The 23,644-nt window shown below is 65.1% G+C and carries 24 protein-coding genes, 1 tRNA gene and 1 pseudogene; 21 read left to right on the forward strand and 5 right to left on the reverse strand.

The window, feature by feature from the left end; genetic code table 11:
* Positions 1-10 precede the first annotated feature (10 nt).
* From HUK72_RS12235 to HUK72_RS12280, 10 genes are all read left to right on the forward strand, one after another.
* A complete protein-coding gene (locus tag HUK72_RS12235) occupies positions 11-1,234 on the forward strand; it encodes a DegT/DnrJ/EryC1/StrS aminotransferase family protein (RefSeq protein WP_176597014.1) in 1,224 nt (407 codons plus the stop codon).
* A gap of 18 nt (positions 1,235-1,252) precedes the next feature.
* Positions 1,253-2,095, forward strand: coding sequence for a sulfotransferase (locus HUK72_RS12240; protein ID WP_176597015.1), 843 nt, complete (start codon positions 1,253-1,255; stop codon positions 2,093-2,095).
* Positions 2,096-2,310: 215 nt separating this feature from the next.
* Positions 2,311-2,886 (forward strand): polysaccharide biosynthesis/export family protein, encoded by a 576-nt coding sequence (locus HUK72_RS12245; protein ID WP_176597016.1) that lies wholly within the window; start codon positions 2,311-2,313, stop codon positions 2,884-2,886.
* A complete protein-coding gene (locus tag HUK72_RS12250; RefSeq protein WP_176597017.1) occupies positions 2,886-4,145 on the forward strand; it encodes an outer membrane beta-barrel protein in 1,260 nt (419 codons plus the stop codon). Before HUK72_RS12245 ends, HUK72_RS12250 begins: the two co-directional genes overlap by 1 nt.
* 146 nt (positions 4,146-4,291) lie before the next feature.
* On the forward strand, positions 4,292-5,401 hold the full coding sequence (locus HUK72_RS12255) for a glycosyltransferase family 4 protein (protein WP_255325679.1): 1,110 nt from the start codon (positions 4,292-4,294) through the stop codon (positions 5,399-5,401).
* Positions 5,398-6,276 (forward strand): sulfotransferase domain-containing protein, encoded by an 879-nt coding sequence (locus tag HUK72_RS12260; RefSeq protein WP_176597019.1) that lies wholly within the window; start codon positions 5,398-5,400, stop codon positions 6,274-6,276. Before HUK72_RS12255 ends, HUK72_RS12260 begins: the two co-directional genes overlap by 4 nt.
* 1 nt (position 6,277) lies before the next feature.
* Positions 6,278-7,414 (forward strand): glycosyltransferase family 4 protein, encoded by a 1,137-nt coding sequence (locus tag HUK72_RS12265; protein ID WP_176597020.1) that lies wholly within the window; start codon positions 6,278-6,280, stop codon positions 7,412-7,414.
* Entirely contained in the window at positions 7,405-8,121 is a 717-nt protein-coding gene (locus tag HUK72_RS12270; RefSeq protein ID WP_176597021.1) for a metallophosphoesterase, read from the forward strand. The genes HUK72_RS12265 and HUK72_RS12270 overlap by 10 nt, the downstream gene beginning before the upstream one ends.
* Entirely contained in the window at positions 8,118-9,101 is a 984-nt protein-coding gene (locus HUK72_RS12275; RefSeq protein WP_176597022.1) for an ATP-grasp domain-containing protein, read from the forward strand. Before HUK72_RS12270 ends, HUK72_RS12275 begins: the two co-directional genes overlap by 4 nt.
* Positions 9,098-9,967 (forward strand): NAD(P)-dependent oxidoreductase, encoded by an 870-nt coding sequence (locus HUK72_RS12280; protein ID WP_176597023.1) that lies wholly within the window; start codon positions 9,098-9,100, stop codon positions 9,965-9,967. Before HUK72_RS12275 ends, HUK72_RS12280 begins: the two co-directional genes overlap by 4 nt.
* 111 nt (positions 9,968-10,078) lie before the next feature.
* Here HUK72_RS12280 and HUK72_RS12285 read toward each other — a convergent pair whose 3' ends face one another.
* Complete coding sequence (locus HUK72_RS12285) at positions 10,079-10,594, reverse strand: outer membrane protein assembly factor BamE (RefSeq protein ID WP_176597024.1); 516 nt, start codon at positions 10,592-10,594, stop codon at positions 10,079-10,081.
* A 141-nt stretch (positions 10,595-10,735) separates the two neighbouring features.
* Here HUK72_RS12285 and HUK72_RS12290 point away from each other — a divergent pair, with 141 nt between their 5' ends.
* From HUK72_RS12290 to dinB, 4 genes are read left to right on the forward strand one after another with little or no spacing between them, the layout of a single operon-like run.
* Positions 10,736-11,251, forward strand: coding sequence for a ubiquinol-cytochrome C chaperone family protein (locus HUK72_RS12290; RefSeq protein WP_176597025.1), 516 nt, complete (start codon positions 10,736-10,738; stop codon positions 11,249-11,251).
* Positions 11,248-11,772 (forward strand): DUF177 domain-containing protein, encoded by a 525-nt coding sequence (locus HUK72_RS12295; protein WP_176597026.1) that lies wholly within the window; start codon positions 11,248-11,250, stop codon positions 11,770-11,772. Before HUK72_RS12290 ends, HUK72_RS12295 begins: the two co-directional genes overlap by 4 nt.
* Complete coding sequence (locus HUK72_RS12300) at positions 11,769-12,317, forward strand: hypothetical protein (RefSeq protein WP_176597027.1); 549 nt, start codon at positions 11,769-11,771, stop codon at positions 12,315-12,317. The genes HUK72_RS12295 and HUK72_RS12300 overlap by 4 nt, the downstream gene beginning before the upstream one ends.
* A 52-nt stretch (positions 12,318-12,369) precedes the next feature.
* Positions 12,370-13,449 carry a DNA polymerase IV gene (gene dinB / locus HUK72_RS12305; protein WP_176597028.1) on the forward strand — a complete coding sequence of 360 codons (1,080 nt, stop codon included), beginning with the start codon at positions 12,370-12,372 and terminating at the stop codon, positions 13,447-13,449.
* A 144-nt stretch (positions 13,450-13,593) separates the two neighbouring features.
* Here dinB and HUK72_RS12310 read toward each other — a convergent pair whose 3' ends face one another.
* Positions 13,594-14,403, reverse strand: a complete 810-nt coding sequence (locus tag HUK72_RS12310; protein ID WP_176597029.1) for a DUF1134 domain-containing protein — start codon at positions 14,401-14,403, stop codon at positions 13,594-13,596.
* Between the two features lie 230 nt (positions 14,404-14,633).
* Here HUK72_RS12310 and HUK72_RS12315 point away from each other — a divergent pair.
* From HUK72_RS12315 to HUK72_RS26990, 4 genes and pseudogenes are all read left to right on the forward strand, one after another.
* A tRNA-Ser gene (locus tag HUK72_RS12315) sits at positions 14,634-14,725 on the forward strand.
* 195 nt (positions 14,726-14,920) lie between these two features.
* Positions 14,921-15,046: a hypothetical protein gene (locus tag HUK72_RS27245; RefSeq protein ID WP_255325681.1), complete on the forward strand. Its 126-nt coding sequence runs from the start codon at positions 14,921-14,923 to the stop codon at positions 15,044-15,046.
* A gap of 530 nt (positions 15,047-15,576) precedes the next feature.
* On the forward strand, positions 15,577-15,798 hold the full coding sequence (locus HUK72_RS12320; protein ID WP_176597030.1) for a helix-turn-helix domain-containing protein: 222 nt from the start codon (positions 15,577-15,579) through the stop codon (positions 15,796-15,798).
* A 282-nt stretch (positions 15,799-16,080) separates the two neighbouring features.
* Positions 16,081-16,356, forward strand: a pseudogene (locus tag HUK72_RS26990) (STAS domain-containing protein); the annotation flags it as partial.
* 21 nt (positions 16,357-16,377) lie between these two features.
* Here HUK72_RS26990 and HUK72_RS12330 read toward each other — a convergent pair.
* Positions 16,378-17,769 (reverse strand): chloride channel protein, encoded by a 1,392-nt coding sequence (locus HUK72_RS12330; protein ID WP_369805953.1) that lies wholly within the window; start codon positions 17,767-17,769, stop codon positions 16,378-16,380.
* Positions 17,766-18,950, reverse strand: coding sequence for a Na+/H+ antiporter NhaA (gene nhaA / locus HUK72_RS12335; protein ID WP_176597032.1), 1,185 nt, complete (start codon positions 18,948-18,950; stop codon positions 17,766-17,768). Before nhaA ends, HUK72_RS12330 begins: the two co-directional genes overlap by 4 nt.
* A gap of 349 nt (positions 18,951-19,299) precedes the next feature.
* Between nhaA and HUK72_RS12340 the strand changes: the two genes are divergently transcribed.
* Complete coding sequence (locus HUK72_RS12340) at positions 19,300-20,733, forward strand: ATPase domain-containing protein (protein ID WP_176597033.1); 1,434 nt, start codon at positions 19,300-19,302, stop codon at positions 20,731-20,733.
* Positions 20,734-20,766: 33 nt separating this feature from the next.
* On the forward strand, positions 20,767-21,126 hold the full coding sequence (locus tag HUK72_RS12345; protein ID WP_176597034.1) for a response regulator: 360 nt from the start codon (positions 20,767-20,769) through the stop codon (positions 21,124-21,126).
* Between the two features lie 206 nt (positions 21,127-21,332).
* Here HUK72_RS12345 and HUK72_RS12350 read toward each other — a convergent pair whose 3' ends face one another.
* Complete coding sequence (locus HUK72_RS12350; protein WP_176597035.1) at positions 21,333-22,637, reverse strand: SLC13 family permease; 1,305 nt, start codon at positions 22,635-22,637, stop codon at positions 21,333-21,335.
* A gap of 99 nt (positions 22,638-22,736) precedes the next feature.
* Between HUK72_RS12350 and HUK72_RS12355 the strand changes: the two genes are divergently transcribed.
* Positions 22,737-23,618 (forward strand): hypothetical protein, encoded by an 882-nt coding sequence (locus HUK72_RS12355; RefSeq protein ID WP_176597036.1) that lies wholly within the window; start codon positions 22,737-22,739, stop codon positions 23,616-23,618.
* Positions 23,619-23,644 lie beyond the last annotated feature (26 nt).

Genomic DNA, 23,644 nt, shown 5'->3' on the forward strand with positions numbered 1-23,644 from the left:
TGGGGGAACCATGATGCAAGCTGCACCTGCCCAAGCCAGGGTCCATCTTCGGCTCAGCCCGCTCGACAATCCCGCCTTGCGCTGGCCGCAACATGAGGCGGATGAGGTGGCGGCGGTCATGCGCGTGCTGGAGAGTGGCCGGGTCAATTCGATGGTCCATGGCGACCAGACGCGCCGGTTCGAGGCGGAGTTCGCCGCCTTTTGCAGCATGCCCCATGGCGTCGCCGTCAGCAACGGCACGGTCGCGCTGGAACTGGCGCTGCGGGCTTTGGGTATCGGGCCGGGAGATGAGGTGATCCTGCCCGCGCGCAGCTTCTTCGCCAGCGCGGCCTGCATCGTCGCGGTGGGCGCGACGCCGGTCTTTGCCGACATCGATCCGGTCAGCAACGGCATCGATCCGCAATCCGTCCGCCGGATGCTGACCGGGCGCAGCCGTGCCATATTGTGCGTGCATCTCGCCGGATGGCCCTGCGACATGGATGCGCTGCGGACGCTGGCCGACGAAAAGAAGCTGTGGCTGGTCGAGGATTGCGCGCAGGCGCATGGCGCCACCCTTCATGGCCGCTCGGTCGGCAGCTTTGGAGATGCCGCCGCCTTCTCCTTCTGCACCGACAAGATCATGTCGACCGGTGGCGAAGGGGGCATGCTGCTGCTGCGCGATGAGGCGCATTGGAAGCGGGCCTGGGCCTATAAGGATCATGGCAAGAATCCCGACAAATTCTTCACCCCCGCGACGGCCAGCGGCTTCCGCTATCTGCACGACAGCTTCGGCAGCAATGGGCGGATGACCGAAATGCAGGCCGCCATCGGCCGGGCGCAGCTCGCCAAGCTGCCCGGCTGGCTCGACCGCCGCCGTCGCAATGCGCAGGTGCTGATGCGCTTGCTGCGCAGCGATCCGGCGGTGGAGGTGCCGGACATTCCGGACCATGTCGGCCATGCCTTCTACCGGCTCTACGTCACCATCGCCGCGGATCGCCTGAACGAAGCGGGGACGGCGCCGATCATTGACCGGATTGCGCGCATGGGCATGCCGGTCGGCAGCGGCTCCTGCGCCGACATGACGCAGGAGGCGGCCTTTGCCGGACTGGATGTGCGCCGCGACGGCGCGCTGCCGGTGGCGCAGGAGCTGGGACGCCGCAGCATAGCTTTCCCGGTCGACCATCTGCTTGACGGGGAGGATATGCACCGCCTCGCCAACTGCCTCGAAATCGCGATGGCGGAGCCGGCATCCTGACGAAAGGGACAAGCAATCATGAGCAACGACCGCCTGCCGCATTTCGTCATCATCGGCGCCGTCAAGGGCGCGACGACCTGGATACATAACCAGCTTAAGGACAATCCGGCGATCTATCTGCCATCCCCGGAACCGCATTTCTTCAGCCAGGATCATGATCTCGGCCTGGACCATTATCGCCGCTTCTTCGAGGGTGCGCGGCCCGGCCAGATGCTGGGGGAGAAGTCCGCCGACTATCTCGCCCATCCCGACGCCGCCGCCCGTCTTGCCGCCGTGCTGCCGAATGCGCGGCTGGTGGTGCAGTTGCGCAATCCGGTCGACCGCGCCTATTCCGATTACAAGATGCTGTTCCGGCGGGGCACCGTGACCCAGGGGCCGGACCATTATCTGGACGGCCGCCCCAGCGACCAGCCGCGCTTTCTGGAGGATGGCCTCTATGCAAGGCATCTGCGCCGCTGGCTCGGCCATTTCAGCGCGGAGCAGATCAAAGTCATCCTGTTCGAAGATGTGAAGGCCGCGCCCGAAGCCACGGTCGCCATCGTCAGCGACCATATCGGCGCGCCCTGCCATTATTCGACGCAGGTGGGGTCCGATCCGCGCAATGACAGCAGCGAACATTTCCTGCCCCTGCCGGTGCGCACCGCGCTCGCGCCGCTGAAGGAGGCGGTGCGCCCGTTGCGCGGCAATGCGGTGTTCGAGCGGGTGCGCGGCGTGTTCGCCCGGCAGATCGCCTATCCGCCGTTGCCTGCCGAGCTGCGTCAGCGCATGGTCAACTATTATGCGCGGGACATGGCCGATCTGGAGGATCTGATCGGGCGGGACCTCAGCCATTGGAGACAGGATAGGCGGCTGGCTGCCTGAGGTCCGTGCTCCTGCGAAGGCAGGAGCCCAGTCCCGCCGTTTGAACTGGGCTCCTGCCTTCGCAGGAGCACGATATGCCAAGGACGCTCCTTCGTATCACCCCCCAAAGCGCCCCGGCTCTCGCCCCTTTTTGCCGGCCAGCCAGCCGTTATTGCCCGCCCCTGAATCAGCCGAAGGGCTTAAACTTCCGCCATATCCATTGAGAGGGGACGCAGATGCGCAACCGGCTTTATCATGGTCTTTTCCTTGGCCTTTTTGCCGTGACGACGGCCTGTTCGGGTGGTCTTTCGGGCCTTTCCAGCCTACCCCCGGCGCCGACCGTCGCCTATCGCCTGGGCGCGGGCGATGAGGTGCGGGTGGCGATCCCGGGCCTTTCCGCCACCGATCCCGGCAACGGCAGCTACACGATCAACGATCGCGGCCAGATTTCCCTGCCGGTGCTGGGCGATGTCGATGCGGGCGGCAAGACGGTTCCGGAATTGCAGGCCAGCATCGTCCGGGAACTGACCCAGCGCCAGTTGCTGAACGCGCCGACGGTCAGCGTCCAGCCGGTGAAGCTGCGCCCCTTCTATGTGCTGGGCGAGGTGAAGAGCCCCGGCGAATATCAATATCGCGCGGGCATGTCGGTGCTGGCGGCGGTGTCGGTCGCGGGCGGCTACACCTTCCGCGCCGAGCAGGGCAGCGTCGCCATCACGCGCATGGTCGATGGCCGGCAGGTCGTCGGCCGGGCGGGCGAGCGCGACATGATCCAGCCGGGCGACACGGTGCGCATCTATGAGAAGTGGTTCTGATGCGCGGCCCGGCTTCGGCCCCTCTGGCTTCGGTCTCTCTGGCGTCGAGCGCCGCTGCCATCGCCCTTGGCCTGGCCGTGCCGCTTTCGGTCGCCAGCGCGCAGGAGCTGCAATCCCCGACCATCGCGCTCGACGCGCCCGAAGCGCTGTTCGTGCCGACGCCGCTGACGCTGGGCAGCGCGACCGTGGAGGTTGGCGGCGCGGCGCGGATCGAATATGACAGCAATATCTACGCCCAGGCCTTTGACGAAAAGGATGATTTCCGCGCCGTCTTCCGCCCCTATGCGGAGATCAACCGGAAGGGCGGCGCGATCGAACTCAACGCCCGGGCCGAAGGCGATTTCCGCAAATATTTCCAATATGACAGCGAGGATGCGGCGGGCGGCAAGATCGGAGCCGGTCTCACATGGACCCCGTCGGCATCGGACAAGCTGGCGGCGGCGGCAAGCTGGCAGCATGTCATCGAGGATCGCGGCGAGCCGGAGGGCAACACCGCGCCCTCCATCGGCCCACGCGAACTCAATGCCTGGGAAGGCGATCTGGCCTATACCCACCAAGGAGCGCGCGTCGGCTTCATGCTGAGGGGCACGGCATCGCGTTTCCGCTACACCAGGGCGATCGACGACAATCGCGACCTCGACAATATGGGCGCGCTGGCGCGGGTCATGCTGCGGGTGTCGCCGCTGATGAACGGTTTCGTCGAGGGTTTCGCGTCGCAGCGGGATTTCCGCCGCGTGCCGCAATTGGGGGAAATCGACCGGGATTCCAAAACCTATGGCGGCCGCGTCGGCATCGCCATCGATCCGGGCGGGACGATCCGAGGCGAAGCGGCGGTCGGCGTCTATCGCTTCGATCCTAAGGACTCGCGGATCGATCCGCGCACCCGCCTGTCGGCGCAGGTCGGGCTGGTCTACGCCCCCCGGCCGCGCACGGCGATCACGCTGGACGGCTTCATCGGCAATGTCGCCACCTACCGCACCGGCGTGCAGTCGCGGGAGGACATGCGCTTCCGCTTGGGTGTCCAACAGGAAATCCGCCATAATCTGCGCGGCGAGCTGGGGCTGGTCTATCGCCGCAGCAAATATTTCGGCACCGGCCTGACCGAGAAGATTTACGGCGTGACCGGAGAGCTGGAATATGCGCTCAACCGCCGCATGGCGCTGGCGGCCACGGCGCGCTTCTCCAAACGCGACAGCACCGATCCGCTGGACGATTATGACCGGACCCGCGCCGGGCTGGAGCTGCGCATCCATTATTAAGGGTGGCATTGTCGAACACCCAAAGAGGCAAGCCCTAACCCCTTCGCGCAATGGACTTGCAGTCCGCCGCCAAGGACACTGGCCCGCGTAACAGCGTGATTATACAGGACCCCGCCGCCATGCTGGTAAGAGCATCCAGGCCACCCATGCTTGCATTCGTCCTTCCGGGGATGGGCGCCGGGGGCTCAGAACATATTGTCAGCTTGCTCTGCAACCATTTCGCGGCGCAGGGCTGGGCGATCACCCTGATTGCCTTCGAGGAGCCGTCCGCGCCCTCTTATTATGCCTATCATCCGGAGGTGCGGATCATCCGGCTGGGCATGAAGTCGCGCCGCCGCGCCGCCGCGACCGGCGCGCTGGCGATGGTGCGGCGGCAGAGATTGCTCCGGCGGGCGCTGAAAGAGGTGCGGCCCGAACTGGTGATAAGCTTCCTGACGCGCACCAATATCCTGTCGGTGTTCGCCGCCCGGTCGCTGGGCATTCCGGTGATCGTGTCGGAACGCAACAATCCCGCGCTCCAGACGGTGGGACCGGTCTGGGGCAGGCTGCGGCGGATGACCTATCCCCGCGCTGTGGGCCTGATCACCATGACGCAGGGGGCGATGGACTGGTTCAAGGCGGCGATGGAGGTGCAGGGCTGGGTGATCCCGAACCCCGTGCCGCCCGCGGTCATGGCGGCGGAGCGCAGGCCCGATGGCCGCACCATCGGCGCGGTCGGGCGGCTGGTGCCGCAAAAGGGCTTCGACCTGCTGCTGGATGCCTTTGCCCGTGTCGCGACGCATATTCCCGACTGGAAACTGATGATCTGGGGCGAGGGGCCGGAGCGGGCCGCGCTGGAGCGTCAGCGCGACCGCTTGGGTCTCATGGAGCGCGTCAGCCTGCCCGGCGTGACGGAGAAACCGGGCGGATGGATTCCCCAGTCGGACCTGTTCATCCTCTCGTCCCGCTTCGAGGGCTGGGGCATCGTCGTGGGCGAAGCGATGGGCGCGGGCCTGCCGGTCATTTCCTTCGATTGCCAATGGGGCCCGGCGGAAATGATCGAGCATGGCAAGAGCGGCCTGCTGGTGCCCAATGGCGACGTGGCGGCGCTGGGGGAAGCCATCGTCGCCCTCTGCACCGACGAAGCCCGGCGCGAGGCGTTGGGCGTGCAGGCGTGCGAGCGGATGGCGCTGTTCGGCCATGACCAGGTGCTTGCCCGCTGGCAGTCGGTCATCACCAGCGTTCTCGACCATCATCGCATAAGGGCCGGATCATGAACATGATGTCGTTGAAGGGCTTTGCGCGGGCGATGCGGCGGCGGTTGCGGGACGAACCGTATCTGCGGCTGGCGGCGGCGCGGGCCGACGCCTTCCTCGTATCCTATCCCAAGAGCGGGCGGACCTGGCTGCGCTATCTGCTTTCCTGCTATTTCGCGGAGAGCGCATGGCTGGGTTTCGAGCCCGACCTGACCAGCACCTTCCGCGTCCTGCCCAATTTCGACCGCGATCCGGTGCGCGGCATCGACGCCTTTGTGGGACGGATGGGCGTGGGACGGACGGGGGAGGCGGACCTGCCGCTGATCCTGGTCAGCCATTTGCCCTATCGGGAGCGGCTGTTCCTCGACCGGCCGGTGCTGTTCCTTGTCCGCGATCCGCGCGACGTGATCGTGTCCGCCTATTTCCACGCGACCCGGCACAAGAAGAGCTTTTCCGGCGACATGGCCGCCTTTCTGGACGAACCCAAATATGGAATGGCGGCGCTGACCGGCTATCTGAACGGCTGGGCGGCGGGGCTGGAGGGGCGGCCGCATCATCTGATCAGCTACGAACATATGCTGGCCGAGCCGATCCCGGCGGTGGGCGGCATCCTTGCCTTTCTGGGCGTGGAGCCGGAGCCGGACATACTCGCCCGCGCCGTCGCAGCGGCGCGGTTCGACCGGATGCGCGACAAGGAACGCGATGGCGGCATTCCCGGCCATGACTATGACCGCAACGACGACCAGAGCCTGCGCATGCGCAGCGGCAAGGCGGGCAGCTACGGCGAGTGGCTGAGTCCCGATCGGGCCGATCTGGTGCTGGAACGCTGCCGTTCCGACCTGTCGCCCCGTGCCCTTTCCCTGTTGGCGGCTACCGGCGTCGATCTGGCCCGCTGACATGCGCATCTGTTCGATCATCACCAGCTTCACTTCGGGCGGCGCCGAAATGCTGGTCTGCAATCTGGCGGAAGCCTTTGCGGGGGCGGGGCATGAGGCGACCGTCCTTGCGCTCAGCGATGCGGCGCAGGTCGGCAATGCGCCCGATAGCGAAGCGGCGATGATGGCGCGGGTGCGGCAGGGCGGCGCGCAGGCGCTGTCGCTGTGTTTGGCCAACCGCAATAATTGGCTGGGCGGGGCGCTGGCGTTGCGCCGGGCGCTGCGGTCGATCCGGCCGGACGTGATCCATGCCCATAGCGCCCGCGCTCTGTTCCCGGTCGCGCTCGCCATGCCCGGCGTGCCGGTGGTGCTGACCCATCATAACAGCCGCCTGTCTTTCCCTCCGGCGGCGTTCCGCTTCTTCAACCGCATCGTCGACAGTTATGTCGCGATCAGCGACCAGTGCGAGGCGCTGCTGCGCGGCCATGCCCGCAAGCCCATCCGCATGATCCTGAACGCGGCCAGCGCCCGCTTCCAGGCGGGAGCGCCGCGCAGGGCGGCCGGACGCGATCCAATGATCCTCGCCGTCGGCACGGTGTCGGAGCAGAAGGATTATCCGACCCTGCTGCGCGCCGCCCGCCCCTTGACCGAAGCGCTGGCGGCGCAGGGCCGCCGCGCCCGCATCTGCATCGCGGGGGCAGGGCCTGAGTTCGACCGGCTCCGCGCCGAAGCCGAGGGCGTGCCGGTCGAACTGCTGGGGGCGCGGGGCGATGTCGATGCGCTGATGCGGCAGGCGGACCTGTTCGTGAACTGCTCGCTTTGGGAGGGCTTTCCCATCGCGATGATCGAGGCGGCGATGAGCGGCCTGCCCATCGTCGCAACCTCCGTGGCGGGCAATCGGGAGATGGTGATGCCCGGCGTCAACGGCCAGCTCGTCCCGCCCTCCGACCCCGCCGCGCTGGCGCGGGCGATGGTGGAGACGCTGAGCGATGACGCCCGCTATGCCGCATTGTCGCAGGGCGCCCTGCAAGCGGCCCGGCGCTTCTCCATCGAAAGTTGCGCGGTGGCGCATCTCGACCTTTATCGGCAGTTGATCGACGCCCGCCGCCCGCGCTTTGCCGTCCGCCCTCTGACCCGGCCGGTGTCGCCATGCGAATAGCCGCCCTGACCGACATTCATGCGGCCAGCGACCCGCTGCAACTCGCCCTCACCGCGGCGCGGCGGGAGGGGTTCGACCGGATGCTGATCCTGGGCGACCTGCTGACCTATGGCGTGCAGCCGCTGGAGACGCTGGAACTGGTGCAGGGCGCGGCGGCGCGTGACGGCGCGATCCTGATCCGGGGCAATCACGACCTGCTCTATCAGGGGGAGGCGGCGGCGCAGGTCTATCGCGCCGACCTGCCCGACTGGCTGCGGGAAAGCGTCGACTGGACCGATGCCCATATCCCTTCCGGCTGCATGACGGCCTTTGACTGGCGGGAAAGCTGGTCGCAGGGGCCGCTGTTCGCCGCGCATGCCAATCCCTTCGATTTTGGCGACTGGCGCTATATCCGGTCGGCGCAGGATGCGGAGGAGGCCGCCGCCGTGGTGGCCGCGCGCGGTTTCCTCTACGGTCTGTTCGGCCATGTCCACCGGCACCGCCGCTATGATTGCGCCGCCGCCACCATCTTCACCCTCGCCTCGCTCGGCCAGCCCCGCGACGACCGGGACCGGACGCCGAAATGGGCGATGATCGAGATCAGAGGAGAGCTTGTGACCATCGAAACCCGCGACATCGATTTCGATCCGGAGGACCAGATGCACGCCATCCGCGCCACCACCCTGTCCGCTGCCACGCAGGAGCGGCTCTGCCGGTTCTTCGCATGAAAATCCTCGTCACCGGAGCCGGCGCGGTGCTGGGACAGGGCATCATCAAGTCGCTGCGGCAGTCGGCCCTGGACTGCCAGGTGATCGCCGCCGATCCTAATCCGCTTTCCTCCGGGCTTTACTGGGCGGACAGAGCCTATCGCTTGCCCTTTGCCCATGATCCGGCCTTTGGCGACCGCATCCATCAACTGCTGGACCGGGAACGGCCCGATGTCGTGCTGGTCGGAACCGATGTCGAACTGTCCTGGTTCGCCGCCGAACGCCACCGGCTGGAGGCGCTGTTCGGGACGCATGTGCTGGTCAGCGATCCCCGCGTCGTCGCCATTGCCGACGACAAGCTGGAAACCGCGCGCTTTTTCGAAAGCGTCGGCCTGCCGCACCCCGCCTCGGCCGCTGGCGAGGATGAGGAGGCGGTCGAGGCGCTGATCGATGCGGTCGGATTTCCGCTGGTGGTGAAGCCCCGGATCGGTGCGCGGTCGGTCGGCGTGTCGGTGGTGCGGGACCGGGCCGCGCTGGCATCGGCGCTGGAGGGGTGCGGCGGGCTGGTCATCCAGCAATGCGTGGGCGATCCCGATTGCGAGTTCACCGCCAGCACGCTGGTCTTCGACGGAGAGGTGCGGGCGTCCATCGTGATGCGCCGCGACCTGCGCGACGGGAATACCTATCGCGCCTATACCGGCGACTATCCCGAGCTGAACGAACAGGTGCGGGTGCTGGGCAAAGCACTGCAACCCTATGGCCCCGCCAATTTCCAGTTCCGCACCGATGCCGATGGCACCCCCCGCGTGTTCGAGATCAACGCCCGCTTTTCCGGCACGACGCCGCTGCGCGCCATGGCGGGCTTCAACGAGGTGGAGATGTGCGTGCGCAAACTGCTGCACGGCACGCCGATCATCCAGCCGCCGGTCCGGTCCGGCGTCATCCTGCGCTATCTCGACGAGATATTCGTGCCGCAGGAGCGCATCGACGCGGTGCGATGAGCGGTGTGGCTCCCTTGCTGGCCCTGACCGGCGGTTCGGGCTTTGTCGGTCGCCATTTCGCGGCTGCCGCGCGCCGGAGCGGCTGGCGCATCCGCCATCTCGCCCGCCGTTCGCCCGCCGGTCCGGAGGATGAATGGCGCTCTTTCGATCTGGATACTGGCGAGGGTGCGGACCTGACCGGCTGCGCGGCGCTGGTCCATCTGGCGGCGTATATTCCTTCCGATCATCGGGATCTGGCCGCAGCGGAGCGCTGCTGGCGGATCAACGCGCTCGGCACGCTGCATCTGGTCGATGCGGCGATCCGGGCAGGCGTGGGCCGGATCATGCAGGCGAGCAGCGCCAACGCCTATGCGCCGACGGGCAGGCCGCCGGGTGAGGCTACGCCGCTTTTTCCCCGCAGCCGGGGCTATTATCTGGGGTCGAAGGTCGGTCAGGAAATCTACGCGGCGGAACGTTGCCGGGGGGAGGCTGTGCTGCTCCAGACGATGCGGCTGGCCTCGGTCTATGGGCCGGGCCAGCAGAGCGGGGCTTTGGGACTGATGATGAAGGCCGCCGCCAGCGGAGAGCCGATCTGCGTTCATGGCGGCGGCGCGTTCGGGTCGGACCTTGTCCATGTCGACGATGTGGCGCGGGCTATGCTGCTGCTACTCGGCAGTGGACAAGCGGGGGCCTTCAATGTCGGAAGCGGGGTCCGCACGACCATCGCGGAATTGGCGGAGCTGCTGAGTGAGCAGACTGGCGCGCCGATCGTGCATGAAGGGAGAGCCGAGGAGGATTGGGGCTTTCCGGCGCTCAATATCGACCGGCTCAAAGCGCTGGGATACCAGCCCCGATCTTTGGCAGACGGTCTGTCTACGCTAGGCTAATTACTTGGCCCACCGTGCTCCTGCGAAGGCAGGAGTCCAGTCCCGCCGTCTGAACTGGGCTCCTGCCTTCGCAGGAGCACGATTCACACTAGGAATAGGAAGGGCGCTCCGTCAGCTCCCGTTCGGGCCGCCGCCGGTGTTGCTGCCGCCGCCACCGCCGCCCATGCCGCCGGCGCCGACCGCGCCGATATTGCCGAAAATCTCGTCGAACAGGCTGCGATGGCGGCCCAGCGTCGGCGTCTTGTCGCCGGAGGGCGAGATTTTTGCGACCTGCTCCAGCCCCATGCGATCCACGGCCACCACATTGCCCGCCGTATCGAAGCGCACATGCAGCACGCTCTGCGACACCGGCTTGGGGTTGGAAAAGGCGAGCGAGCGCATGTCCCGCGACACATAATACCAGTCCTGGTCCCCGAACTGCGCGACGAAGCTCGGCCGGCCCAGCGTGCCTTCCACCGATGCGCGGTTGTCGATGCCCGGCTGCACCGAATCGACCAGCAGCTTGTCGACCTGATAGCCCTGATGGGTGCGGATGCGCGTGCAGCCCGACGCGCCCAGAAGCAGCGCGCAAAGGCCTGCGCCAAGCAAAATCCGCCCGCTGCGGGATTGGCGGCTGAACTGGCGCATGAACTTCTCCTGCGGGGCGCACCCCGGACCTTGCCGAAAAACAAAGCCGCCATTGCATCGGGCGGCTGGGCGATCAATATGGAAATGCGCGAGCCTCGGCAAGGGGCCGCCTATCGGTTCAGCCAGGAAACAGTGTCAATCATGCCCAGCATCTTCCAGCGTCTGTTCGCGTCCAGCGACCCCAAGGACGCGATGCGCACCCTCTACAACGCCATCGTCGCGGAGGGACGCCAGCCCCATTGGTATGTGGAAGGGCAGGTTCCCGACACGATGGACGGCCGCTTCGACATGATCGTCGCCATTCTCGCCCAGGCGCTGATGCGGCTGGAGGCGCTGGGCGCTGCCCAGGAAAGCGTCTGGCTGACCGAGCTGTTCGTCGACGATATGGACGGCCAGTTGCGGCAGGAAGGGATTGGCGACGTTGTCGTAGGCAAGCATATTGGCCGCATGGTGAGCGCGCTGGGCGGGCGGCTGGCGGCCTATCGCGCGGCATTGTCGGGCGAAACGGACCTGAGCGAAGCGATTGCGCGCAACCTCTATCGCGGCGATGCGCCGTCGGCCGACGCGCTGGCGCATGTCGAATCGCATCTGCGCTCGCGCTGGGTCAGGCTTGGCTGCATCAGCCGCGACGCGCTGATGGCGGGAGACCTTGGATGAGCGCCGCCCCGGAATTTTCGCGGCCCGTGCGGGTCGACCAGCTTGCCCGCCATGTGCAGCCGGTGACCATCGCCGCCGATGCCGCCGAGCGCGAGGCGCTGGCCAAACGCTTCCACCTGCTCGCCCTCGACCGGCTGGAGGCGGATTATGCGCTGAGCGAGGAAAATGGCGCGATCTTCGCCAAGGGGCGGGTGCGGGCCGCGCTGGCCCAGCCCTGCGTCGCGACTGGCGTCGCCGTGCCGGAGACGGTCGATAGCGATTTCCTCCTGCGCTTCGTCAAGGAAGGCGCGGAGGTGCCCGAGGGCGACGAACTGGAACTGGATGCCGAGGATTGCGACACCATCGGTTATGACGGCCTGGTCATCGACATGGGCGAGGCGGTGGCCGAGACGGTGGCGCTGGCCATGACGCCCTATCCGCGCGCGCCGGAAGCCGACGTCGTCCTGCGCGAAGCGGGCGTGCTGAGCGAGGAGCAGGCCAGCCCCTTCGCCGCGCTGCTGTCGCTCAAGGACAAGAAATGAGGCTGGCGCGGGCGGCGCTGGCCGCTGCCCTGCTGTCCAGCGCCATGCCGGCTTTCGCGGCGGAAACCGCAACGCTGATCGGGGAAAGGCGCGCCCGCGCCGAATGGGCCAAGGCGGAGAACCGCCGGTCCTGCGCGCCGCTCGCGCTCGCCCGGCCCGGCGATCCGGAGGGGACGCCCCGCGCCGCCAGCTTCGGCGGCGGCTGGGGCGTTGCCTTCGACCTTCCGGGACTGCGCAGTGCCTATGGCTTTGCCGGAACCGGCCTGCTGCCCCAGGACCGGGCCGATGCGCGAATCCAGCGGCGCAGACTGACCGACCAATGGCCTTATATGCGCGAACTGCCCCGCCTGCCCGCGCCATCCTTCGCCGGTTACGGGCAGGAGGGCGCGGAACCCTATCCCGCCGCCAATGCGGGCGGCAAGGGCCTGCATTCCCTCGCTTATGTACGCATCGGCGGGCAGCGCTGCACCTATAATGTGTGGAGCCGGATCAGCCGCGCCCATCTTGAATGGCTGCTCGACAATCTGCGCCTGCTGCGGCGCTGAGGGGCCGCCCTCCCTTTTCCTTCCGCTCTGCCCTGTGGCATAAGCGCCGATCATGGAAACCCCGCTGCGCAAGATCATCCATATCGACATGGATGCCTTTTACGCTTCGGTCGAGCAGCGCGACGATCCCTCGCTGCGGGGCAAGGCGTTGGCGGTCGGCGGCGGCGGTCCGCGTGGGGTGGTCGCCACGGCCAGCTATGAAGCGCGCAAATTTGGCGTCCGCTCCGCCATGCCCGGCGCCAGGGCGCGGCGGCTCTGCCCCGACCTGCTGTTCGTCCGCCCCCGTTTCGAGGTCTATCGCAGCGTGTCGGCGCAGGTGCGGGAGATATTCTCGCGCTTCACCGACATCATCCAGCCGCTGTCGCTGGACGAAGCCTATCTGGACGTCACGCAGAACAAGCCGGGCATCCCCTCCGCCACGCGCATAGCCGAGGAAATCCGCCGCCTGATCCGGGAGGAAACCGGGCTCACCGCTTCGGCGGGCGTGTCCTACAACAAGCTGATCGCCAAGCTGGCGTCGGACCAGAACAAGCCCGACGGCATCTGCGTCGTCCGGCCGGAGGAAGGTGCGGCCTTTATCGCGCAGATGCCGGTGCGGCGCATCCATGGCGTCGGGCCGGTCACGGCGAAGCGGATGCAGGCGCTTGGCATCGAGACGGGCGCCGATCTGCGCGCCCGCGACCTCGCCTTTCTCCAGCATCATTTCGGCAGCGCGGCGCTGTTCTACTATCACGCGTCGCGGGGCGAGGACGACCGCCCGGTGCATGAGCGGCAGGAACGCAAATCGGTGAGCGTCGAGGATACGTTCTTCGACGATCTGGTGACGGAGGAAGCGCTGATCCCGGAAATCGAGCGGCTCGCGGAGAATCTCTGGGGCCGGATCGAAAAGAGCGGCGCTTATGGCCGGACAGTGGTGCTCAAGGTCAAGTTCGCGGATTTCAGGATCATCACGCGGTCGAAAAGCTTCGGGGGCCCGGTGCGCTCGCCCGATCTGTTGGCAGAGACCGGCCGGGCGCTGCTGCGGGCCCAATTGCCGCTGCGCATGGGGGCTAGGCTGCTGGGACTAGGCGTGCACAATCTCGATCATGAGGAGCCGGAGGAGGCCGGCGGGCAGCTCAACCTCTCCTTCTAGTGCGGGTAGAGGGGGCGGGAGCGACCCCTCAAAATCCTCCCCATCGAGAGATGGGGAGGGGGACCGCCGCCAAAGGCGGTGGTGGAGGGGAAGGGGGATGCCGTTGCTGCTGGCTTCTTAAAACTATGACCCGCTCCAATTCCCTTAGAAGGGCAGCCAGTTCCGCTTTTCGGTGAACTTCATGTAACCGGCATTGACGCCTAGCCGATACCCCACGCCCAACCGGATCGGGATCAGCACCACGCTGCCCCAGCGCAGATAGCTGGCGGTGAAGCCGCCCACCAGATAGGCCGTACCCTCCGCCGCCGGGAAGCGGTGATAAAGCTCCTGCGTGTCATACAGATTATAGACCAGCACGAAGGTGTTGGCCGCATTGCCGCCCACGTCGAAGCCGATGGATGGCCCCGTCCAATAGACTTCCCGCTTGCCCTCGATCTTGTGATTGAGCGTGCCCGAACCATAGCGCAGGCCGACGACGAACGCGCCCGACGCCTCGCGCCCGGCGATATAGGCGTTGGGGCGGCCCTGATCCTTCAATATCTTCTCGATGATGCCGGCCAGCCCTTCGGCGCCCTTGCCGAACACGCCCTCGGCCGCGCCGATCAGGTCGTCCTGCTGGTAGGAATCGCCGGGGGTGATCGCCGCCGGGGGAGAATTGGCCGTCACTGGCGCGCCGGTCGCGGTCGAACCCGCGCTGGCCGCGGGCGGATTATAGGGTGCGCCGCTGTCGGCGGGGACGCTGCTCCCCGACTGGCCGGGGTCGACGCCCGGGTCTGTGGGCGTGCCGTTCTGCTGCGGCACGGGCGCCAGGTCGGAATCGATGGCGCTGTTGGGATCGACGGTGCGCACCTGCGCCTGCGCGCCGATCGGCGTCAGCGTCATGCCGGCCAGCGCGACCGCCAGAGCGCCTGCCATTGCCGCGCGGCCCGAAACCCGCCCCAGAAACCCGATCATGCCCGCTACTCCCCAAAGGACCCGCACTTCAACCATATTTCAGATTATCGGGGAACAAGCTGAAACGACAATGAACGAACGGCGACCCGAGTCGATTCCGCGCCAGTCCGAATCCTCTTTTCGAAATAAGCGCGATTTTTCTCCGCTGCGGACCGTTGCCATGCATGAAAGCCGCCGCTATAGGCCGACATATAGCCACTGCTCACCTCATCCGGTGGGCAAATTCGTGCGGAGACGTGGGTGAGTGGCTGAAACCAGCGGTTTGCTAAACCGTCGTAGCCTTAAGGGGCTACCGAGGGTTCGAATCCCTCCGTCTCCGCCACCTTTCCTTCATTCTGCTTCAGACCCTGCGGGCATGTGCCCGGGGGGGGATGGAGCCATGGCTAGCGCCTTCGTCGCGACAATTTTCCCTTGATTCTCAAATAGCGGGCGCAGCCATCCGTTTCGCATGCCGAACGATATATTGCGGCAATGAAAGCTGATGCTAGATTTCCCGCAAAACAAGAAGGAGAGGGTCGTGACTAGCTTGGTCAAGCGGGCATTTTGCGTGTTCCATCGCCGTCGCCATATTCGCCAGCGGCTGGAGCAAATCCGGCATGAAAGATGCTCGTCGGGCACCAGCGCCTTCACCGTCATCATGTGAGACGGATATGGCTGGCCGCGGCGCTAGTCCGCCGTTGGCTGCCCCCATTTCTCAGCGACCGAGATGCCTTTGCGATGGATTGGCGGGGCATGGAGAGACATGCCATGCGGCATGGCTGGGCAGTATGCTGCAGAGATGAGTGAAGCGTCCGGGCTCAGCGTTCCGGAGCGATCCGGCCGACTGTCGTGCATTTCCAACCATGTCGGAAAATGGTGCCAGAAGAGGACTCGAAAAGCGACTATCCGCCCCGGAAAACAGCCATTTCCTAGGCCAGCCCGATCACGATACCTCGATCGATACCTTTGAAGTTTTTATTTGAGGAAGTTCGAGTCCCGACGGGCCGATTAGCACTGTGGAGCATCGCGATTCGCGATCTTGGTACATTCTAACCGACGACGAGCAGATCGCTGGTGGCCTTCTTCAGGCGTTGATCCCCGATGGCACCAAGAAGGTAGCCTGCGGCCTCTCACCGGCGCTAGCGCCTTGGCACAGATTGACGATGATGGGGATGATCGCGAGCAAGGTTAGAGATGTCCCCTACTTCCCACCCCGCCAAACGCCCCACAGCAGAAACCGATCAGGATGAAAATCTTGAGCCGATAAGCGTCAGGATAGCGACTGCAGTGAAGTTGACCGGCATCGGTCGCTCGACCTTGTACGAGTTGATTGGCTCTGGAGAGATTGAGACGGTGAAGATCGGCAGATCCACTTTGATACTATACCGATCTTTGAAGCGTCTTATCCTCCGCTAATGCGCGGGAGGGATTCGAACCGATCGGTTAAGCGGCTGATTTATTTCGCTTCTGACCGGTCCGAATTTCCGCCATACCTCGGAAAATACCTCGTCGACTTTTTCCTCTGAAAACCGTCACTTGGCGGCTCAGTTCGACTGCGAACACCGTATTCGAACCCACGATACAACGCAAGGTTTCGGCGAAGTGGGAATGACTTGCTTTGGGACGAAGCCGTCATTTAGGTGTGGCAGGCGGTATGACCGCTTTCGGCAGAACCGGTCGCTCGCGAGCCCGACCATCTATCGCATCAACGGGCAGATCTTCTTCGCCCCGGTTGATCGCTTTCCCCGCGCGCTACAGACGCCGGACGCCACCAACAGGGTCTTCATCGACGTCTAGGGAGCGCATTTCTGGGACATCTCGGGCGTCGGCGCACTCGACAAGATCGTCGCCCGACTGCGCCGTGATGGAAAAGACGCCGAGGTCGTCGGCTGTAATCGGGCCAGCGCCGACTTGGTTGGTCGCTTCGCCCTTCACGACAAGACTGGCGTGGAAATGGGCATCGTGCTTCATTGAGCGATGGGCGGACGGCGCGCGCTAGTCCTGCGCGCGCGTCTGCACGAGATCGCTCTCTTCCCCTTGCTCGCTCCCAGCCTTGGCGCTGCCATGCGCATGGAGGAAGGGCTTTGCTAGTCCATGATAAAGCCGTTCCCGACAGACCAGTGCGCTGACCAGATCGGCGATCAGTGCGGTAGCAAACAGCGGCACGATCATGCCGCGACTGGCGGTGGTCTCGGTGACGATGATCACCGCTGTCAGCGGCGCGCGGACGACACCCACGAAATAGCCGATCATACCCAGCAGGACGATCGCACCCTTTGGATCGTCGGGGAAAATCCCGGTCAACAAATCACCGAAGCCTGCGCCGACCGACAATGACGGGGCAAAAATGCCCCCCGGTGCGCCGCTCAGGGCGGTCGCGACCGTGGCAACAAATTTGGAGGGGCCAAACCAGGCGGAGCCCCCATGCGATTCCACAAGCTGCCGGGTGGTTTCATAGCCGGTGCCCCATGTCGCGCCTGCCGTGGCAACGCCCAGTGAAGCAACGACCAGCCCGCAGACGCCGGCCAACAGGACCGGCCGCCGCTTGACGACCTGGATCCAGCGATGCGTCGGCGCCGCAAAGGCCAGCAATATCCGCGAGAACAGCCCGCCCGCCAATCCGCCGCCGATCCCGGCAATTGGCGCTATGACCAGCACCGAGCGCAGGTCGAGCGTCTCGCGCATCGCCCCGAAATAGATATAGTCGCCAGCGATGCCTAAGCTGACGAGCCCGGCCACCATGACAGCCGCCATGACCAGCACGGCGACCTTTTGTTCATAGGCCGAGGCCAGTTCCTCGATCGCAAAGGCGACGCCCGCAAGCGGCGTGTTGAAGGCGGCCGCCACGCCGGCGGCGCCGCCGGCGATGAGCACCCCGGCGGTGATCGGCACACGCAGGGCGCGGTGTACGGCAACCATGATCGCTGCGCTGATCTGGACCGTTGGTCCCTCGCGCCCGACCGAACCGCCCGCGCACAGCATCATGACCGTCATGAGCAACTTCGCCGCTGCGGTCCGAAGCGATACCAGCGGCCCCGGCGCGTCGCGGCCCGGATTGCGCGCTGCCGCGATCACCTGGGGTATGCCGGAGCCACGTGCGTCAGGCGCGATACGGTTGGTGATATAGACGACGCTGGCGAACACCGCTGGCGTTAATAGCAGGGCTCCGTAAGGCCAAAGGCTTTCCAGATGCAGGAAAAGGCGCTGGGCAAGATCGCCCATTTTGGCGAAGGTGATCGCAAACAAGCCCAGCAGCACCGCGCCGATACCGGTCGCGATGCGGCGGCGAAAAACAGACAGCGCATCGCGCGCCTTTGAACTCGCATCGCCCGAGACAAATTCCCGCCAGGCGGGCGCGATCTGTCGCAATCCGGGGAACAGCCTCACAGCCGCTGTCCTTGCGGCGCGAGCCGCAGTATGAGGAAGCCGGCGACGGCGGAGAGGATAGAGCCGAGCAGGATGCCGACCTTCGCAGCATCGTTGAGATGGGATCCATCGCCGAAGGCGAGACCGCCGATGAACAGGCTCATCGTAAAGCCGATCCCGCACAGGAGCGCGACGCCATAGATTTGCAGCCAGCTCGCATCGCGCGGCCGCTCCGCCAGCTTCAGGCGGACGATCAGCCATACCGCACTGAAAATGCCGGCCTGCTTGCCAAGGAAGAGTCCCAAGGCCACGCCCCAGGGCACTGGCTCTAGAAGATCCGCCGGCGTAAAGCCGGCCAGCGGAACGCCGGCATTGGCGAAGCCGAAGATCGGCACGATCGCAAAGGCCACCCAGGGGTGGAGACCATGCTCAAGCCGATAGAGTGGGGATTGCGCGTCATCTGGCCGTCCCGGCGTGCGGTTCAGCGGGATCGTCATCGCCACTGCTACACCGGCCAGTGTCGCGTGAATGCCAGATTGCAGCACGAGAACCCAGACCCCGGCTCCGACCAGCAGATAGGGCCAGAGCGCTGCGACGCCGCGCCGGTTGAGGATGGTCAGCAAACCAAGCCCAAGCGCAGCTCCGGCCAGCGCCGCCAGGTTGAGCTGCGCCGTGTAGAAGAATGCAATGATCAGGACGGCGATGAGATCGTCGATGATGGCAACGGCCGTGAGAAAGACCTTGAGCGATGTTGGCACGCGGCTGCCAAGCAGCGCCAATACGCCCAGAGCAAATGCGATGTCGGTGGCGGCCGGGATGGCCCACCCCCTCAGGCCCGCGACATCGTCATGATTGATGCCCACATAGATCAGCGCGGGGACGGCCACCCCGGCGGCTGCGGCAAGCCCGGGAAGGAGACGATCGGACCAGCGGGCGAGCTGGCCGTCGAGAACCTCGCGCTTGATCTCCAGGCCCACGATCAGAAAAAACAGCGCCATCAAGCCATCGTTGATCCAGTGCAACAGGCTAAGGCCGCTCAAATCAACATGCAGGGCGCCCAGATAGGCACGCGAAAAGCCGGAATTGGCGACCATCATCGCCGTAGCGGACGCAACAATCAGAATGATGCCGCCGGCCGCTTCGGTCGCCAGGAAGCTGCGCATCATGGAAAAGGGGCGTCTTACGATTTGTGAACTTTGCATGGGTTCGTGCCTAGCCGAAACGGCTCTTTTCAGCCACCCAAACAGGCGGCGCCCGGCATTTTCGTGGTTCGTTCAAGCGCCGGAAGCGAGGCTGGAAAATGCGTCGAGTGGCGGTCATGGCGAGACGCGACGCGACCTTTCGCTCATCATGCGCTCGCGAAATCAGCAGAGTCGGTGAAGGCTGCGCGCCGATTGCGGCGCCGCCACGCGCTCTCCCGCCTTACGCGATCGACATGGGCCCACTTAACGGCCCGGAACGCTTAACCCCCTGCACTTTTTGCTTTTCGATTGCCGGCGCCGAGATATTAGTCGGGCTGCACTCTCGAAATGTTCAAGCAGGAAGTCACAAATGGAGGAATTTTCGCGCCTTGCGAGTGGAGTCAGCGGGCTGGATCACATCCTTGCGGGAGGGCTGATCAAAGGGGCCTCCTATATCATCCAGGGCCGACCCGGCGCGGGCAAGACCATTCTTTCCAATCAGATCGCGTTTCATCACGCGGCGGGCGGGGGCAAGGTCCTGTTCGTGACCCTGCTTGCCGAAAGCCATGACCGCCTGTTCCAGGCGCTGGGTACGCTCGATTTTTTCGATGCGGAGATCCTTGGCCAGGACATCTCCTATGTGAGCGTTTTCCAAGCCATGCGCGAAGAAGGGCTCGATGCGGTCGTCAAACTGCTCCGCAAGGAAACCAAGCGCCACAATGCGACCCTGCTGGTCTTCGACGGCCTGCTCAACGCACGCGATCGCGCGGACACCGATTTCGACGTCAAGACATTCGTCGCTGAGGTTCAGGGCCAGGCCGCCTTTGTCGGCTGCACCGTCCTGTTCCTGACCAGCGCGAGTCTCGAAGAGACCAGTCCAGAGCATACGATGGTCGATGGGGTCATTGAGCTGAGCGATATGCTGGCCGGTGTGCGCACGGTGCGACAGTTGCAGGTTCGCAAATCACGCGGCAGCAACGCGCTTGGCGGGCTGCACAAGTTCGAGATCGACCGTCGCGGCATCACGATATATCCGCGGATCGAGGCGCTCTATGCTGGCAATGGGGCATCCGGCGATATTTCACCGGCCAAGCTATGTTCTGGCCTGCCCGAACTGGATGCGCTGATGGGCGGCGGCTTGCCGCAGGGCTCCATCACGCTTGTCGCTGGTCCGACCGGCAGCGGCAAGACTACATTGGGGCTGCATTTCCTGTCCCAGGCCTCGCCAGACGAGCCTGCCCTGCATTTTGGCTTTTTCGAGAATGAGGCGCGCCTGCGTCTCAAGGCGCAGAGCCAGAATATCGTTCTGCCCGACAGCGGATCGCCCCATTTTTCCGTTCAATGGCGTCCGCTGGGCGAGAACCTGATCGACCGGCTCGCTCATGAGTTGCTGGAAGAAGTGCGCGATCGTGGGATCAAGCGCCTTTTCATCGATGGTCTGGGGGGCTTCGAACGCGCCGCTGTGCACCGCGACAGGCTGATCGAGTTTTTCGCCATTTTCACGAACCAATTGCGCACGCTCGGCGTTACGACACTGGCGACCTGGGAAGTCCGCGAGATCATTGGCCCGAACGTGACCGCACCGGCTAGCGATCTTTCGGCCGTTCTCGATAACCTGATCCTCTTGCGGCAGTTCGAAGAACACCATGATCTCCAGCGCTCCTTGTCGATCCAGAAGATGCGCGACAGCGCGTTCGACACCGCAGCGCGCCACCTTTCCTTCGCCCCGTCAGGCCTTGCGATCGGCGACCGCCTGGCAGGCACGCCGGGAAAATCCTCCTCCCGCGAGCCTGTCGCGGACTGATCCGCGATGATCGGAAAGGGAAGAGGATAGAATATGGCGCTGATCGTCGTTGCCGATGATGAACATCTGCTAGCATTCATGCTTGCCGATATTCTCGAGGACGAGGGGCATGAAGTGGCGACGGCCGCCCATGGCCAGGATGCCCTCGAGCAGATTCGCACGCGTCGGCCTGCCCTCCTGATCACCGATTTCATGATGCCGGTGATGACCGGCCTGGAACTGGCTCAGGCCATCCGGGCCGATCAGGAAATTGCCGATTTGCCCATCATCCTGGTCAGCGGGGCGCAAGGGGCGATTGCCCGCCAGCATGAAGAGCTGTTCGCTGCGGTCCTGGACAAGCCATACCGCAATGATGATCTTCTCGAAGCCGTCAATCTCATCTTGCGCGCATAACCGGACTGCTCGTCAATCTTGCGTCTTGCCGCGCGAAACCCGACTTCTGACTGCGCGAGACCGCTTTGGCATCTACACGCGCTTGGACCTGTTCGATCCAGTTCGCGCTAAACTTACAGGTTGCATGTCCGCTAATTTTGCAAAGCGCCAGGATATCACCGCGCAGTTCGATGCGTGTAGGATCGCTACCAAGTGCTGGCTTACCCTCAGAAAGGAAAGGCGAACTGGATCGCGACGATCGCGACGGCGGCGGTAATGAGATTCAGCGGGAGCCCAACGCGCACGAAGTCCATGTAGCGGTAGCCTGCCATCTGGTAGACGATGACGTTGGTCTGATAGCCGAAAGGGGTCGCGAAGGCCGCGCTCGCGGCGATCATGACGGCAACCAGGAACGGCCGGGGACTGACACCGAGGCTTTCGGCCAGCGCGACCGCGATCGGCGTCACCAGCACGGCGACGGTTGCGTTGGACAGGAGTTCGGTGAGCACCATCGTCACCATGTACAGTACGATCAACGCCACCATCGGGCTGAGCCCGTCGACGGTTGCGATCAGCAGGCTCGATGCCTGCGCGGCCAGACCGCTCTGCTCCATGCCGATGCCGATCACGACCATACCGGCGATGAGGATCAGGATTTCGGGCTTCAGGCCTGAATAGGCCTGGTCGGCACTGATCACCTTGAGCAGGATCAGCAGGACGGCGCCCGCAAAGGCGGTGGCGGCAATCGGCGCCACCTCCAGCGCGGCCAGTCCGATCGCGCCGATGAACACTGCGACCGCGATCGTGGCTTTGACCGGCTGGAGCGGGCGTGGCTCCGCAAACAGGCTGGCATCGCCGATCTGGGCGCCATGGATCTCATGCGGATCGACCTCCGGTCGATCGACCGGTGCGCTGTCGAACCGCTTGCCCAGCAACCTGCCGCTGACCAGGAGCAGGTAAAGGCCGCCCGCGAGCGCGACGGGGACGCCCACTGGCGTGATCTCGAACAGCCCGAATCGCGGCTGGCCGGCGACCCGCGCCATGTCGTCGACTAGCAGATTAGTCGAGGTGCCGATCAGCGTGCAACAGCCGGTCAGCACGGTGATGTAGGATAGCGGCATGAGATAACGCTTGGGAGACTGGCCCATGGCCGTCGCGACGTCTCGGATCACCGGCGCGCCCAGCACGACGATCGGAGTCGAATTAAGGAAACAGGAGACGCCGCCAATCATCGTCAGCAACAGCCAGATGCCCTTGGTCCCCATCCGCTTGCACAGATCGACCCCGAGAGCGATCGCGCGGTCGAGCAGCCCGCTGAGCTCCAGCGCGTAAGCGATGACGAAGAGCGAGGCCAGCGCCATGATCGCGGGGCTGGCGAACGCCGCCTGCACCTCGACCGGGCGGACGACGCCGGACATCAGCAGGATCGCCGCTCCGGTGAGCGCGACAACGTCGGCGCGGACCTTGTCCCAGATCAGCGCCCCGACCACTGCGGCGAGGACAAGCAGAGTCAGGATTTGGTCGGCGGTCATAGGCCCTGACTCGGCGGAGCCCGAAGGGGAGTCAACTTGCGATGCTGCAAAACCGTCTCCGGGGTGTGACGAAGGGGCGATGTTTGCTACCCATGCCCCATGCAAGAGCCAAGCCCCCGGAAAAGCCGTCTCGCGATCGCCGGCGGTCTCGTAGCGGCGATCGCGCTTGCCGGGACGGGTTTCCTGGCAGGCCGCAGTTCCGTCCCGCCGCCTCAAGCTCTCCCGCTGGTCGCCGACCTTCCGCCAAAGCCGGTCCAGACCCCGTCGCCGAGTATGTCGGTGACCCTCGAGCGCGCGCAGTTGCTCGCTTTGGCGACCCAGGCGGCCGATGCCTTCGCCTCGAAAGCGCCTGTTCCCGAAGCCGTTGAGGCGGCGGGGGGACAGCGTTTCGATCTGGTGCTGCCCTTCGGTTGCGAAGCACCGGGCACCGTCGAAAGCCCGGGCGCGATGCGTTGGCGCTTCGACGAGAAGACGGCGACATTGCGGATCACCATTGAGCCAGTGCTTTGGCGCGGCGACACATGGGGCGATGCGCCTGTGAGTGGCGAACAGGCGACTTTTAGAGGGTTCTGGATAGCCCGGCCGTGGTCGAGTGCGACGAGTTGCAAGGCGTTCCGCGAGCCGAATGCCGAAACGGGGAGTGATCCCGTCCTGCTTTCGGGCCAGACGGTCGCGATTGCCCGCCTGACCGATGAAGCTGCCGGCGGTAAGCTGCGGCCCTATGAAGTGGTGCAGCGCGCGACAGCTGACGATTTCGACCCGGCGCGCGGGTTCCGCTTGCGGATCGTCGGCAGGTTGGCACCGGCTGCTGGCACAGGGCCATTCCATTGCGTTCAGCCAGGCGGGGACGCACAGCGACCGCTTTGCCTGATCAACGCCAACTTCTCCGAAGTCCGTATCGAGAACCCGAAAAGTGACAGAGTGCTGGGGCGTTGGCCGATTGGCGACGACATACGCGGCTCCGACGATCGCGCGCAGTAAGGTCTGTCCCAATCGTCTGGCTTGAT

Source organism: Sphingobium sp. 15-1 (assembly GCF_013375535.1).
GTDB classification, from domain to species: domain Bacteria; phylum Pseudomonadota; class Alphaproteobacteria; order Sphingomonadales; family Sphingomonadaceae; genus Sphingobium; species Sphingobium aromaticivastans.

Bases quoted from the DNA above. Each gene is read 5' to 3' on its own strand.
- HUK72_RS12280 (WP_176597023.1), top strand. From the start codon at position 9,098: ATGAGCGGTGTGGCTCCCTTGCTGGCCCTGACCGGCGGTTCGGGCTTT.
- HUK72_RS12265 (WP_176597020.1), top strand. From the start codon at position 6,278: ATGCGCATCTGTTCGATCATCACCAGCTTCACTTCGGGCGGCGCCGAA.
- HUK72_RS12260 (WP_176597019.1), top strand. From the start codon at position 5,398: ATGAACATGATGTCGTTGAAGGGCTTTGCGCGGGCGATGCGGCGGCGG.
- HUK72_RS12295 (WP_176597026.1), top strand. From the start codon at position 11,248: ATGAGCGCCGCCCCGGAATTTTCGCGGCCCGTGCGGGTCGACCAGCTT.
- HUK72_RS12270 (WP_176597021.1), top strand. From the start codon at position 7,405: ATGCGAATAGCCGCCCTGACCGACATTCATGCGGCCAGCGACCCGCTG.
- HUK72_RS12310 (WP_176597029.1), bottom strand. From the start codon at position 14,403: ATGATCGGGTTTCTGGGGCGGGTTTCGGGCCGCGCGGCAATGGCAGGC.
- HUK72_RS12255 (WP_255325679.1), top strand. From the start codon at position 4,292: ATGCTTGCATTCGTCCTTCCGGGGATGGGCGCCGGGGGCTCAGAACAT.
- HUK72_RS12290 (WP_176597025.1), top strand. From the start codon at position 10,736: ATGCCCAGCATCTTCCAGCGTCTGTTCGCGTCCAGCGACCCCAAGGAC.
- HUK72_RS12340 (WP_176597033.1), top strand. From the start codon at position 19,300: ATGGAGGAATTTTCGCGCCTTGCGAGTGGAGTCAGCGGGCTGGATCAC.
- HUK72_RS12300 (WP_176597027.1), top strand. From the start codon at position 11,769: ATGAGGCTGGCGCGGGCGGCGCTGGCCGCTGCCCTGCTGTCCAGCGCC.
- HUK72_RS12285 (WP_176597024.1), bottom strand. From the start codon at position 10,594: ATGCGCCAGTTCAGCCGCCAATCCCGCAGCGGGCGGATTTTGCTTGGC.
- HUK72_RS12275 (WP_176597022.1), top strand. From the start codon at position 8,118: ATGAAAATCCTCGTCACCGGAGCCGGCGCGGTGCTGGGACAGGGCATC.
- HUK72_RS12235 (WP_176597014.1), top strand. From the start codon at position 11: ATGATGCAAGCTGCACCTGCCCAAGCCAGGGTCCATCTTCGGCTCAGC.
- dinB (WP_176597028.1), top strand. From the start codon at position 12,370: ATGGAAACCCCGCTGCGCAAGATCATCCATATCGACATGGATGCCTTT.
- HUK72_RS12245 (WP_176597016.1), top strand. From the start codon at position 2,311: ATGCGCAACCGGCTTTATCATGGTCTTTTCCTTGGCCTTTTTGCCGTG.
- HUK72_RS12350 (WP_176597035.1), bottom strand. From the start codon at position 22,637: ATGACCGCCGACCAAATCCTGACTCTGCTTGTCCTCGCCGCAGTGGTC.
- nhaA (WP_176597032.1), bottom strand. From the start codon at position 18,950: ATGCAAAGTTCACAAATCGTAAGACGCCCCTTTTCCATGATGCGCAGC.
- HUK72_RS12345 (WP_176597034.1), top strand. From the start codon at position 20,767: ATGGCGCTGATCGTCGTTGCCGATGATGAACATCTGCTAGCATTCATG.
- HUK72_RS12240 (WP_176597015.1), top strand. From the start codon at position 1,253: ATGAGCAACGACCGCCTGCCGCATTTCGTCATCATCGGCGCCGTCAAG.
- HUK72_RS12250 (WP_176597017.1), top strand. From the start codon at position 2,886: ATGCGCGGCCCGGCTTCGGCCCCTCTGGCTTCGGTCTCTCTGGCGTCG.
- HUK72_RS12320 (WP_176597030.1), top strand. From the start codon at position 15,577: ATGTCCCCTACTTCCCACCCCGCCAAACGCCCCACAGCAGAAACCGAT.
- HUK72_RS12355 (WP_176597036.1), top strand. From the start codon at position 22,737: ATGCAAGAGCCAAGCCCCCGGAAAAGCCGTCTCGCGATCGCCGGCGGT.